Below are 12,306 nucleotides of genomic sequence, written 5' to 3'. Positions count from 1 at the left end.
TTCGTGAGGGCTACCCTGTGACCATGACCTCCGCACTTCGTCCTCTCGTTTCCGTCATGGGCGTCGTCGCCGCTGCGCTCCTCATCGCAGGGTGCACTGCCGGTCCGGGCGCGCAGACGCCGACCAGCTCTCCAGCCCCGAGCGCCGGCATCGACGATCAGAACGACGTCGAGGGTGCACTGCTCGACGAAGGACGCATGTTCGCCGTCATCACGGTGGGCTCCTCCACCTGCGTGCCGCAGGTCGACCAGGTCACCGCGGAAGGACAGACCGTGACCGTCACCCTCGTCGACGCGGAGGGCGAGGCTTCGAAGCCCTGCACGAAGGATCTCGCGCCGCGCGCGAGCCTGGGCACGCTGCCGGAAGGCGTGGACCCGAAGGCCGACATCACCATGAACGTCACCTACGGTGACATCACCGACGATGTGGACCTCGACGGCGATCCGGCGGCGACGGGTACGCCCGGGACGCCCACCGAGTATCTGCCATCGGCCGGCTGGTTCGACGACGGCGGCCTCGTTCTGCTGACCTGGGGATCCTCGTCCTGCCCGCCGGTCGTCGACACACTGGAGGGCTCGGGGAACGCCGGGACCGCGACGTTCGTGACTGACGCGAACCAGGTGTGCACGATGGACATGGGACCGCGTGCGACCATCCTCTCCTTCGGCGATGACACGGTCGACGACGAGGCGGCCTTCACTCTGACCCTCGTCGGCGGCGGGCTCGACGGCACGGTCGAGGTCCGCTGAGCGTCAGGGGCCGCGGCTCTCAGAGGATGTGCACCGGGTGGCCTGACGGCAGTGCCAGGAGCAGAGCCCCAGGATCAGCCCAGCAGGTGATGCGCACCGCTTCACCGAACTCGTCGCCGTCGAGTTCGATCGGGATGGGCTCGGGTGCTGCGGCTTCGGCGGCGGCACCGTGGAAGTAGTGCACCGAGGCGTTCTTACCGCGGTGCTCGAGTACCCGGCGTCCGGCGCGGAAGCGGCGGAGCACGGAGTTGTCCCACCAGATCTTCCGCCAGACCCCGAACCAGCCGAACATGCCGGTCGGCTGGATGACGGCGACGTCCAGGGCGGCGTCGGTGATCGATGCGTCGGGGATCAGGGAGATGCCGGCGGGGAGAGTGCCGCAGTTCGCGAAGAGCAGGCTGTACGCGCGGTGCGAGTGCAGGCGTCCGTCATCGACCTGGTAGACGGCCCGGAACGGCTTCGCGCGCGGCAGTGAGCGGGCGGCACCGTCGACGTACGCGATCCATCCCACGGACTTCTTCAGGTCGGATCGGGTGTTCGCGATCATGTCGGCGTCGAGCCCCATGCCCGCCAGCACCACGAAGGCGTGTTGGGCCTCCTCGCCGTCTTCTCGTGTGAGGCGGGCCCAGCCGATGTCGATCGGATGCCGGAAGTCGCCGAGCGCGGCGCGGATCATCTCGGTCGGGTCACCGAGGGGGAGGCCGAGATTGCGGGCCAGCAGGTTTCCGGTGCCGCTGGGCAGGATCGCCAACGGCACCCCGCTGTTCGCGATCGCCTCGGACACCGCCCGCACCGTGCCATCGCCGCCGGCGACCAGCACGACGTCCACTCCGCGCTCCAGAGCCTGCGCAGTGGCGAGCTGCCCGGCATCCTCGATCGTCGTGGGATAGAACGCCGGATGCGCCCATCCTGCTTCGCGCGAGAGGTCGCGCACTGTGGCGCGGAGATGCTTGCCGTCGACCTTGATGGGGTTGTAGACGAGCGCCGCCTGTCGCTGGACGGGTGCGCTGGATGTCATGGCGCTACTCTAAACCGGGAAAGACCCGCCCCGTCGATCCGGAGCAGGTGACTCCTGGCGGTCCGCGCATCCGGCGCGCCCGGGCGTTCACCGTAGACTTGGTGGATGATCGACCTCGCACTCCTCCGCGAAAACCCGGAGATCGTCCGCCGTTCGCAGACTGCTCGTGGAAACGACCAGAGCACCGTCGACGTCGCTCTCGAGGCCGATCGATCGCGCAGGTCCGCGCTGTCCGCGTTCGAAGAGCTGCGTGCCGAGCAGAACGCGTTCGGCAAGCAGGTGGCGAAGGCTCCCAAGGACGAGAAGGCCGCCCTCGTGGCGCAGGCGAAGGATCTCGCCGAGCGGGTCAAGCAGGCCCAGCACGCCGCGAACGAGGCGGCAGAGGCGGCAGCCGCCGCTCTCGCCCGCATCGAGAACGTCGTCATCGACGGCGTCCCCGCCGGCGGCGAGGCGGACTTCGTCGAGCTGCGTCGTGTCGGCGACGTGCCGGCTTTCGATTTCGAGCCGAAGGACCACCTCGAGCTCGGTGAACTCCTCGGTGCGATCGATATGGAACGCGGCGCCAAGGTATCGGGCGCCCGTTTCTACTTCCTGCGCGGCATCGGCGCGCGCCTCGAGATCGCGTTGATGAACCTGGCGCTCGACAAAGCGCTGCAGAACGGATTCGTGCCGCTGATCACCCCGACGCTCGTTCGTCCGGAGATCATGCAGGGCACCGGGTTCCTCGGCGAGCACGCCGACGAGGTCTACCACCTCGACAAGGATGACGACCTGTACCTGGTGGGCACCAGCGAGGTGGCCCTCGCCGGCTACCACAAAGACGAGATCGTCGACCTGTCCGATGGTGCCCTCCGTTATGCCGGCTGGTCGACCTGCTACCGGCGAGAGGCCGGATCGCATGGCAAGGACACCCGCGGCATCATCCGCGTGCACCAGTTCAACAAGCTCGAGATGTTCGTCTACACGACCGCGGAAGAGGCGGAAGCCGAGCACCTGCGCCTCGTCGCGCTGCAGGAGGAGATGCTGACCTCGCTCGGCCTCGCCTATCGCGTGATCGACGTCGCGGCCGGAGACCTCGGATCGAGCGCGGCACGCAAGTACGACATCGAGGCGTGGGTCCCCACGCAGGGCGCGTTCCGTGAACTCACCTCGACCTCGAACTGCACGACCTATCAGGCGCGACGGCTCGACGTGCGTCACCGCCCGGCCGTCGACGCGGCCGATCCCGCGGGCCAGGGCACGGCTAAGACGCAGCACGTGGCCACCCTGAACGGCACTCTCGCCACCACCCGCTGGATCGTCGCCCTGCTCGAGACGCACCAGCAGGCCGACGGCTCGGTGCGCGTGCCGGAGGTTCTGCGGCCGTATCTCGGCGGCCTCGAAGTGATCGAGCCCCTCGCGGCCGGGCGGGCCGCCCGATGACAGGACCCTGGCTGGTCGGCCTCGACGTCGACGGGACGATCCTGCTGCAGGACGAGACGATGAGCCCCGGCGTTCCGGAAGCCATCGCCAGGGTGCGCGACGGCGGGAACGTCGTCACCATCGCCACAGGGCGCAGTTGGATGGCCACGCGACGCTATGTCGAGGAGCTCGGCCTGACCGCCGACTACGTGGTGTGCTCCAACGGCGCGGTGACGATGCGGCGCTCCGGCGACGACTGGGAGCGCTGGAACGTCGAGACCTTCGATCCGACCCCTGTCCTCGGTCTGCTGCGCGAGCGTCTTCCCGATGCCCGATACATGGTCGAACTCGCCTCGGGCCAGCGACTGTTCACCGAGCAGCTCGACGACTGGACTCTCGACGGCGGCCGGCAGGTCGACTTCGACGAGCTCGGGGAGCTCCCCGTCTCGCGTATCGTCGTCGTCTCTCCCGGTCACGACGAAGAGGACTTCCACCGTCTGGTGGCGGATGCCGGTCTCAACGAGGTGTCCTACGCGATCGGGTGGACCGCGTGGCTCGACATCGCACCGCAGGGTGTCGACAAGGGCACGGCGTTGGAACAGGTGCGCACGGAACTCGGGCTCGACGAGGGCCGCATCTTCGTCGCCGGCGACGGACGCAACGACATCGGGATGTTCGGCTGGGCCCGCTCGCTCGGCGGACGAGCGGTGGCGATGGGGCAGGCCCCCGACGTGGTGAAGGAAGCGGCGGGCGAGGTCACCGCAGATGTCGTCGACGGCGGCCTCGCGCGGGCTCTCGACACGCTTCCAGCCCCCGCCCAGGTCAGCGCAGGAGAATAGAACTCGGCTAGACTCACGCCTGGTCGACAGAAGCATCTGTCGGGAGGGTTGTCCGAGCGGCCGATGGAGCTGGTCTTGAAAACCAGTGGGCAGAGATGTCTCGTGGGTTCGAATCCCACACCCTCCGCATGTGAGCACGGTGCCCCCCGCACCGGCGCTTGATCCGAAAGGACCCGAGTGAGCCAGAACACCCGACGCCGTCACACGATCGCGCGCCATGGTCAGCTGGGCACTCCTGGCACCGTCGGCCAGCTGTTGAAGTTCATCGCGATCGGTCTCGCGGTGGTGCTGGTGAGCGGACTCGGGGTCGGTGCCTACGTCTTCTACGATCTCACGAGCACGGTCTCGGCGAACGCGGTCGAGATCGAGGGTCAGGACCCCATCCCGCCGGACATCGGCGAGTACGAGGGCGGCTTCAACATGGTCCTCACAGGCGTCGACACCTGTGAGGAGAAGTACAAGGACCTCTTCGGTGCTCGTTGCTCCGGCTCGGACGCCGAGGGAACGCTCAACGACGTGAACCTGCTCGTCCACGTCTCGCAGGAACCGCGACGCATCACGGTCGTCAGTTTCCCTCGTGACCTGATGGTGCCGATCCCCTCGTGCACCGACAAGAACGGCAACGCCACCTCCGCGATGAGCAAGCAGCCGCTCAACACCGCCTACACCGACGGCGGCCTGAACTGCGTCGTGAAGACGATCTCCGAGCTCACCGATCAGGAGATCCAGTTCGCGGCCGGCGTCACCTTCGGCGGCGTGATCGAGATCACCAATGCGATCGGCGGCGTCGACGTCTGCCTCGCCAACCCGATCAAGGACCGCTACACCGGACTGGACATGGCTGCGGGAACCCACACGGTCGAGGGTCTGCAGGCGCTGCAGTTCCTGCGCACGCGTCACGGTGTCGGTGACGGCAGCGACCTGGGCCGCATCGGCAACCAGCAGCAGTACATGTCGAGCCTGGCACGCAAGATGATCAGCGGGGAAGTGCTCGGCAACGTCCCCGTGATGCTGAAGCTCGCGAACACCGCGATCCAGAATCTGGAGCCGAGTGAGTCGCTCACGAACCCGATGACGCTCGTGCAGATCGCCCTCGCGGTCAAGTCGGTGCCGTTCGAGGACATCGTCTTCGTGCAGTACCCGAACGGGACGGACTCGGCCAACCCCAACAAGGTCGTTCCCAACTACACCGCCGCCTCGGCGCTCTGGGACGCACTCGATGCGAATGCACAGCTGCAGATCACGCACGAGAACAACAAGAACGACGGCGTGGTCGTGCAGGAGCCGACGGCGCCAGTCGAGCAGCCGGCAACGGATCCGGCAGCGACTCCCGACCCGGCAGCGACGCCTGACAACGTCGTGGCGCTGCCCGATTCGATCAAGGGCAACTCCGCGGCGCAGCAGACCTGCTCCAACGGCAACGTCCGCTGAGTCCTTCGCGAGAACGCGCAAACTGCTTGCGCGTTCTTGCAAGGATTTGCGTACACTGACTGCATGTCGAAGCGACTGGCAGAGGTGGCCCGCAAGGTCGGTGTGAGCGAGGCAACGGTCAGCCGCGTGCTCAACGAGAAGCCGGGGGTCTCCGACGCCACCCGGCAGGCGGTCCTCACCGCCCTCGACGTGCTCGGCTACGAGCGGCCGACCAAGCTCCGGGGCGAGCGTGCCCGCCTCGTCGGACTCGTGCTCCCCGAGCTGCAGAACCCGATCTTCCCCGCGTTCGCCGAGATCGTCGGCGGCGCACTCACCCAGAACGGCTACACGCCTCTGCTGTGCACCCAGAACGCCGGCGGAGTGACCGAGTCGGACTACGTCGACCTCCTCCTCGCGCAGCAGGTCTCGGGCGTCATCTTCCTCGGCGGGAATTACACGCAGGCGGACGCCGCACATGAGCACTACGAGCGGCTGCGCCAGGTGAACCTGCCGACCGTGCTCGTCAACGCCCGCGTCGCCGAGCTGCACTTCGCGACGGTGTCGACCGACGACGCCGCCGCGGCGGAACAGGCCGTGCTGCATGTGCACCAGCTCGGGCATCGGAGGATCGGACTGCTCCTGGGGCCGGAGGACCACGTCCCCTCCCGCCGCAAGCTCGAGTCCGCGCGCCGACTGCTGGATGCGCTCGGGGCACCGCTGTCCGACGAGCTCGTGGTGCGCGGCATGTACTCGCTCGAGTCCGGGCAGGCAGGGGCCTCGCGCCTCTTCGCTGCCGGCGCGACCGCGATCGTGTGCGCGAGCGACCCGATGGCACTCGGGGCCGTACGCGCGGCGCGGCGAGCCGGACTTTCCGTGCCGGGGGACGTGAGCATCGTCGGGTTCGACGACTCGGCGCTGATGAGTTGCACCGAACCTCCGCTGACGACGGTGCGACAACCGATCGAGTCCATGGGGCGCGCCGTGATCGCCCTGCTGCTCGCGCAGATCGCCGGCACGGCCCAGCCGAGCGACGAACTGCTGTTCGAGCCCGAGCTGGTGCTGCGAGCCTCGACGGGCCCGCTGCGCTGATCTGAGCTGCGGACGGCCCCGAGCCGTCCTTGTGCGCGCATGTAAGCCATCGTAATTTTCCAACATTCTGTTTAGTTCTTGCACGGAACGCGCGGAAAAGCTACATTCGACTCATCGCCATCGACGACGAGGAGATCTGTGGACACTGACGTTCTGCGCACGGCGGCACCGGCCCGCACCTTGACGATGCCCGTGGGCGAGGGGTGGTGGCGCACAGCCGTCATCTACCAGGTGTATGTGCGCAGCTTCGCGGACGGCAACGGTGACGGCATCGGCGATCTCGCCGGCGTCCGCTCACGGCTGCCCTACCTGAAGAGCCTCGGCGTCGACGCGCTCTGGTTCACCCCCTGGTACCTGAGCCCGCTCGCGGACGGCGGCTACGACGTACAGGACTACCGCCGCATCGACCCCCGCTTCGGCACCCTCGAAGAGGCGGAGCAGCTGATCGCGGAGGCGCTCGAACTCGGCATCCGCACGATCGTCGACATCGTGCCCAACCACATCTCCGATCAGCATGAGTGGTTCCGACAGGCGCTGGCGGCCGGCCCCGGCAGCCCGGAGCGCGAGCGCTTCTGGTTCCACCCCGGTCGGGGCGAGCGCGGTGACGGCATCCCGACCAACTGGGTCTCGAGCTTTCAGGGCGAGACCTGGTCGCGCACTCAGAACCCCGACGGCTCCGACGGCGAGTGGTATCTGCACCTGTTCACCCCCGAACAGCCGGACCTGAACTGGAACCACCCGGATGTGCGGCGTGAGCACGAGGACGTCCTGCGATTCTGGTTCGACCGAGGCGTCGCGGGCGTCCGCATCGACTCCGCGGCGCTCCCGGTCAAGGACCCAACTCTTCCCGACCTTCCGCCGGGCTCCGCTCCCACGGTCGGCCACCCGCACATCGACCGCGACGAGCTGCACGACATCTACCGCGACTGGCGGTCCGTCGCGGATGAGTACGACGGCGAAAGGGTGCTCGTCGGCGAGGTGTGGCTCGACGACGCCGAGCGCTTCGCCCGCTATCTGCGCCCCGGCGAGATGCACACGGCTTTCAACTTCGGATTCATGACGCAGCCGTGGAGCGCCAGGGCGATGCGTGACTCCATCACCGCACGCTCGCCGAACACGCGCCGGTCGGCGCGCCGGCGACCTGGGTGCTCTCGAACCACGACGTCACGCGTCCGGTCACCCGGTACGGACAGGCCGATTCCTCTTTCGCGTTCGAGCGCAAGCGCTTCGGCACCGCGACGGATGCCGTACGCGGCGCGAGCCGCGCTCGCGCCGCGGCGCTGCTCGTCGCGGCGCTGCCGGGCAGTCTCTACATCTACCAGGGCGATGAGCTCGGCCTTCCCGAAGTGGAACTGCCCCTCGACGCGATCGAGGACCCCATGCACTTCCGCTCTGGCGGGGTCGACCCGGGGCGCGACGGATGCCGCGTGCCTCTGCCCTGGTCCGGAACGGCCACGCCGTACGGCTTCGGCGGCGCCCCGTGGCTTCCGCAGCCCGAGGACTGGGAGGCGCTCACGGTCGACGCGCAGCACAGGGACCCCGACTCGACCCTCAACCTGTACCGCGCGACGATCGCGCTGCGCCGTCGACTCGACGACCTCGCCGGAGACGACCTCGAGTGGCTCGAGCTCGGCGCCGACGTGCTCGCGTTCCGCAGAGGGGACGGCACGCTCAGCATCACGAACCTCGGGTCCGCGCCCGTGCCGCTGCCGGCGCACCACGGGGTGCTCCTCGCCAGCGCGCCACTCGACGGTGCGCTCCCTCCTGACTCCACAGCCTGGCTCGCCCTCCGAGCCGTCCCCGCGCACCCGCACCGGGCGCCGAAGTAGCCCTGCACCACCCGATCAGCACCACATGGAAGGACAGACAATGAAGTCATCAACGAAGGCCATGGTCGCCGGCATCGCCGTGCTCGCGACAGTCGGCGCGCTCGCCGGCTGCACGTCCAGCGGCGACGGCGACAGCGGCGACGGACGACTCGAGCTGCGTGTCGCGACGTTCCCCCCGGGAGCGGACGCTGCCGCCTACGATGCGTTCGCCGCTCAGGAGAAGCAGTTCGAGAAGGAGCACCCCGACATCGACATCATCGGCGTCGAGTACGAGTGGGAGGGCCCGACCTTCGCCGTGCAGCTCGCCGGCGGAAGCCTGCCCGACGTCTTCACCGTGCCGTTCACCGACTCGAAGACGCTGCTCGAGAACGGGCAGCTGATGGACGTGACCGACGCGATCGAGAAGCTCGGCTACACCGACAAGTTCAACCCGATCATCCTCGACGGTGTCACCGGCGCCGACGGCAAGATCTACGGCTTCCCGCGCCAGGCGTACGCCGCCGCGCTGCACTACAACCGCGACCTGTTCGAGCAGGCCGGGCTCGACCCCGACAACCCGCCGGAGACGTGGGACGAGATCCGCGAGGCCGCCAAGAAGATCACGGATACCACGGGCAAGGCCGGGTATGCGCAGATGGCCATCAACAACACCGGCGGGTGGCAGCTCACCTCGCAGACCGTCGCCCGCGGCGGGCGCACCCAGACCGACAACGGGGATGGCACGGCCGAGTCGACGATCGACAACGATGCGACGAAGGCGTCGCTGCAGTTCCTGCACGACGTGAAGTGGGAGGACGGCTCGTTCGGATCGAAGGTCGACCTCGACTGGGGAACGATCAACCAGGAGTTCGCCGCCGGCAACATCGGAATGTACACATCGGGTTCCGACATCTACACCGCCCTCGTACGCGACTTCGGCATGGACTCGGACATCTACGGCATGACCGTCGTGCCCATGGAAGGCGACGACCCCGGCACGCTCGGCGGCGGTGACATCGCGGTGATCAGCCCCACGGTCGACGACGCGACGAAGGAGGCGGCGGTCACGTGGATCGACTGGTACTACATGCAGAAGCTGATGGACGAGGACGCGGCGGTGCTCGATGCGAAGACCCTGAACGAGTCCGGCCAGGCGGTGGGCACCCCGCTGCTCCCGGTGCTCAGCCGTGAGCTGTACGACGAGTCGCAGGTGTGGATCGCCGACTACATCAACGTCCCGGTCGAGCAGATGGCGCCGTTCAGCGACCGCATCTGGGACCAGACGCCGGTGGGTGAGCCGAAGGTGAAGACGCAGGAGGTGTATGCCCTCCTCGACACCGTGGTGCAGAAGGTCCTGACCGACCAGAACGCCGACATCGACGCTCTGCTCGCTCAGGTGCAGACCGACGCGCAGGCGAAGCTCGACGAGTAACGCTTCATGACGATGACGCTCTCCGAGCAGCGGGCGGCGGTGGAGGACTCTCCGCCGCCCGCTGTGCGCCCCTCCCGCCGCCGCTCGCCCCTCACCTGGTTCCGCGGCGGCGGGCTCGCGAACCTGCTGTTCGTGCTCCCCATGCTGTTCGTGTTCGTGCTCTTCTCGTGGTCCCCGATCGTGCAGTCGGTGATCATGAGCCTGCAGAAGACGAACCTGATCGTCTCCGAGTGGGTCGGATTCGACAACTACCTCGCCGTGATCGGCGACCCCGAGCTCGGCCGCGCCGTGATCAACACGCTCTGGTTCGCCGTGCTCGCGCTGCTCTTCGGGTTCCCGCTGCCGCTGCTGATGGCCGTGCTGATGAGCGAGGTGCGTCGTGGCAAGGGCATCTACTCGGCGCTCGCCTACCTGCCCGTCGTGATCCCGCCGGTCGTCGCGGTGCTGCTGTGGAAGTTCTTCTACAGCGCCGACCCGTCCGGGGTGTTCAACACCGTGCTCGGCTTCGTCGGCATCCCTCCACAGCCGTGGATCCAGGACGCGGTGCAGGCCATGCCCTCGCTCGTGCTCGAGGCCACGTGGGCAGGCGCCGGTGGGTCGATCATCATCTACCTCGCCGCGCTTCTGGGCGTGCCGCCCGAGCTCTACGACGCCGCGGAGGTCGACGGCGCCGGCATCTGGAAGAAGATCTGGCACGTCACGCTGCCCCAGCTGCGCGGCATCCTCTTCATCATGCTGATCCTGCAGGTGATCGCCACCGCGCAGGTCTTCCTCGAGCCGTTCCTGTTCACCGGCGGTGGACCGGCCGGAGCGACCAAGACCGTGCTGCTGTACATCTACGACAAGGCCTTCCGCAACAGCCTGGGCGGCGACTACGGCGAGGCGACGGCCGTCTCGGTGCTGCTCGCGATCGTCCTCGCCCTCCTCTCCTGGCTGTACTTCAAGCTGACCGACCGTTGGAGCACGACGTGAGCCTCACCACCCGCCTCTCGACCCGTGCCGCGGAGAAGGCGGCGGAAAAGGCCGCCGATCGCGTCGGGGACCGCACCGTCATCTCTGACTCCGAACGTCGGCGGCCCGGCATCCGCATCGGGATGTCGCTCACGCACGTGTTCCTCGCCGTCGGACTGGTGGTCGCCGGGCTCGGGCCGATCCTGTGGCTCGCGAAGTCGGCGATCACCCCCACCCAGGACACGCTGCAGCAGCCGTTCGCCCTGTGGCCGAACGGCATGGACTGGGAGAACCTGTCGACCGCGTGGAACGACATCCAGATCGACCAGTACTTCTTCAACACGGTGATCATCGCCCTCGGCGCCTGGTTCGTGCAGCTGCTCATCGCGACGACCGGGGGCTACGCGCTGTCGGTGCTGCGCCCGAAGTACGCGCCGATCCTGAACGCCCTGGTGCTGGCGACGCTGTTCATCCCGGGCATCGTGCTGCTTGTGCCGTTGTACCTGACGATCGTGCATCCGCCGCTGCTCGGGGACGTGAGCCTGCTCAACAACTACCTCGCGGTCTGGTTGCCGATGGGCGCGAACGCGTTCAACATCCTGCTCGTGAAGCGGTTCTTCGATTCGCTCCCGTGGGAGGTGTTCGAGGCAGCGCGCACCGATGGCGCCGGACCTTTCCGGCTGTTCTGGTCGATCGTGCTGCCGATGTCGAAGCCGATCCTCGGCGTGGTCTCGGTGTTCGCGATCATCGCCGCGTGGAAGGACTACCTGTGGCCGATGCTCGTGCTGCCCGACCCTGCGGTGCAACCGTTGTCGGTGCGTCTCCCCGCCGTGCAGTCGCAGACAGAGCTCGACGTGTTCCTGGCGGCGCTGGCGATCGCGACCCTGATCCCGATCGCGATGTTCCTGATCTTCCAGTCGGTGTTCCTGCGCTCGGCCGGACTCGGGGGTGCCGTGAAGGGCTAGTCGACGGTCGGCGGCACTGGCGGATGCAGGGCGTCGATCAGGGCACCCATGATGCCGGGCATATCGACGGTCGGGTCGATCATCCATTGCAGCTGGAGCCCGTCGGACGCCGCCTGGATCACCCGCGCGAGCGTGTCCGGGTCGAGAGTGGAGCGTCTGCCGTCGGCGCCGAAGTTGTCGGCGATGGAGTCGCGCAGGCGCGCGCTCCGATCCAGGAAGTAGTCGTGGGCGGGGTGTTCCGGGTCGGCGGCGTCCACGGAGAGGCGTGAGAACAGGGCGACGAGACCCGGGACCTCGGTGTTGTGGCGGATCACGCCGATGAACGCGGCTCTGGCCTCGGCGTCGCTGAGCCCGGCGGGATCGAGGCCGTCGTGCTCGTCGCGCTTGCGGAGCACCTCGGTGAACAGCTCCTCCTTCGATCCGAAATAGTGCAGGAGAGCAGCGGGGGTGACGCCGACGACTTCGGCGATCTCCTTGAGGGACGCGTTCTGGTAACCCTTGCGTCCGATCACGTCGAGGGCGCTCTCGAGGATCTCCTCGCGTCGCGCCACGCCCTTCGCATACGAACCCCGTCGTGCCATGCTTCGACCCTAATCCTGAATGCCGTTTGAAATCTAATACTGAAGGGCATATGGTTTTCGCAA

The 12,306-nt window shown here is 67.7% G+C and carries 10 protein-coding genes, 1 tRNA gene and 1 pseudogene; 10 read left to right on the top strand and 2 right to left on the bottom strand.

Going from position 1 to position 12,306, the window contains the following annotated elements; translation table 11 throughout:
* The first annotated feature begins 23 nt into the window (after window positions 1–23).
* Window positions 24–749: a hypothetical protein gene (locus GLO27_RS10290; protein ID WP_021198190.1), complete on the top strand. Its 726-nt coding sequence runs from the start codon at window positions 24–26 to the stop codon at window positions 747–749.
* 19 nt (window positions 750–768) lie between these two features.
* On the opposite strand, the gene GLO27_RS10285 is transcribed toward GLO27_RS10290, so the two are convergent.
* A complete protein-coding gene (locus tag GLO27_RS10285; RefSeq protein ID WP_136025284.1) occupies window positions 769–1,767 on the bottom strand; it encodes a diacylglycerol kinase family protein in 999 nt (332 codons plus the stop codon).
* A gap of 105 nt (window positions 1,768–1,872) precedes the next feature.
* On the opposite strand from GLO27_RS10285, the gene serS reads away from it, so the two are divergent.
* The 9 genes and pseudogenes from serS to GLO27_RS10240 all read left to right on the top strand — a co-directional run bounded on the left by serS (window position 1,873) and on the right by GLO27_RS10240 (window position 11,662).
* A complete protein-coding gene (gene serS / locus GLO27_RS10280) occupies window positions 1,873–3,189 on the top strand; it encodes a serine--tRNA ligase (protein WP_167254688.1) in 1,317 nt (438 codons plus the stop codon).
* Window positions 3,186–4,007: an HAD family hydrolase gene (locus tag GLO27_RS10275; RefSeq protein ID WP_021198187.1), complete on the top strand. Its 822-nt coding sequence runs from the start codon at window positions 3,186–3,188 to the stop codon at window positions 4,005–4,007. Before serS ends, GLO27_RS10275 begins: the two co-directional genes overlap by 4 nt.
* A 42-nt stretch (window positions 4,008–4,049) precedes the next feature.
* Window positions 4,050–4,134 (top strand) — tRNA-Ser (locus tag GLO27_RS10270).
* 50 nt (window positions 4,135–4,184) lie between these two features.
* Window positions 4,185–5,438, top strand: coding sequence for an LCP family protein (locus GLO27_RS10265; RefSeq protein WP_021198186.1), 1,254 nt, complete (start codon window positions 4,185–4,187; stop codon window positions 5,436–5,438).
* A 63-nt stretch (window positions 5,439–5,501) separates the two neighbouring features.
* Window positions 5,502–6,506 carry a LacI family DNA-binding transcriptional regulator gene (locus GLO27_RS10260; RefSeq protein WP_021198185.1) on the top strand — a complete coding sequence of 335 codons (1,005 nt, stop codon included), beginning with the start codon at window positions 5,502–5,504 and terminating at the stop codon, window positions 6,504–6,506.
* A gap of 186 nt (window positions 6,507–6,692) precedes the next feature.
* A pseudogene (locus GLO27_RS10255) lies at window positions 6,693–8,335 on the top strand (glycoside hydrolase family 13 protein).
* Between the two features lie 40 nt (window positions 8,336–8,375).
* Window positions 8,376–9,746, top strand: coding sequence for an extracellular solute-binding protein (locus GLO27_RS10250; RefSeq protein ID WP_167254686.1), 1,371 nt, complete (start codon window positions 8,376–8,378; stop codon window positions 9,744–9,746).
* A gap of 6 nt (window positions 9,747–9,752) precedes the next feature.
* Window positions 9,753–10,718, top strand: coding sequence for a sugar ABC transporter permease (locus tag GLO27_RS10245; RefSeq protein ID WP_021198182.1), 966 nt, complete (start codon window positions 9,753–9,755; stop codon window positions 10,716–10,718).
* Window positions 10,715–11,662 carry a carbohydrate ABC transporter permease gene (locus GLO27_RS10240; protein WP_167254684.1) on the top strand — a complete coding sequence of 316 codons (948 nt, stop codon included), beginning with the start codon at window positions 10,715–10,717 and terminating at the stop codon, window positions 11,660–11,662. The genes GLO27_RS10245 and GLO27_RS10240 overlap by 4 nt, the downstream gene beginning before the upstream one ends.
* Here the strand turns inward: GLO27_RS10240 and GLO27_RS10235 are convergent.
* Complete coding sequence (locus GLO27_RS10235; RefSeq protein WP_029259679.1) at window positions 11,659–12,243, bottom strand: TetR/AcrR family transcriptional regulator; 585 nt, start codon at window positions 12,241–12,243, stop codon at window positions 11,659–11,661. The two genes, GLO27_RS10240 and GLO27_RS10235, sit on opposite strands and share 4 nt — an antisense overlap.
* Between the last annotated feature and the right edge of the window lie 63 nt (window positions 12,244–12,306).

This window comes from Microbacterium sp. Be9 (assembly GCF_011754135.1).
GTDB lineage: Bacteria > Actinomycetota > Actinomycetes > Actinomycetales > Microbacteriaceae > Microbacterium > Microbacterium maritypicum_A.
This window is presented reverse-complemented; position numbering and strand designations above follow the sequence as displayed.

Bases quoted from the DNA above. Each gene is read 5' to 3' on its own strand.
- GLO27_RS10290 (WP_021198190.1), top strand. From the start codon at position 24: ATGACCTCCGCACTTCGTCCTCTCGTTTCCGTCATGGGCGTCGTCGCC.
- GLO27_RS10285 (WP_136025284.1), bottom strand. From the start codon at position 1,767: ATGACATCCAGCGCACCCGTCCAGCGACAGGCGGCGCTCGTCTACAAC.
- serS (WP_167254688.1), top strand. From the start codon at position 1,873: ATGATCGACCTCGCACTCCTCCGCGAAAACCCGGAGATCGTCCGCCGT.
- GLO27_RS10275 (WP_021198187.1), top strand. From the start codon at position 3,186: ATGACAGGACCCTGGCTGGTCGGCCTCGACGTCGACGGGACGATCCTG.
- GLO27_RS10260 (WP_021198185.1), top strand. From the start codon at position 5,502: ATGTCGAAGCGACTGGCAGAGGTGGCCCGCAAGGTCGGTGTGAGCGAG.
- GLO27_RS10250 (WP_167254686.1), top strand. From the start codon at position 8,376: ATGAAGTCATCAACGAAGGCCATGGTCGCCGGCATCGCCGTGCTCGCG.
- GLO27_RS10245 (WP_021198182.1), top strand. From the start codon at position 9,753: ATGACGATGACGCTCTCCGAGCAGCGGGCGGCGGTGGAGGACTCTCCG.
- GLO27_RS10235 (WP_029259679.1), bottom strand. From the start codon at position 12,243: ATGGCACGACGGGGTTCGTATGCGAAGGGCGTGGCGCGACGCGAGGAG.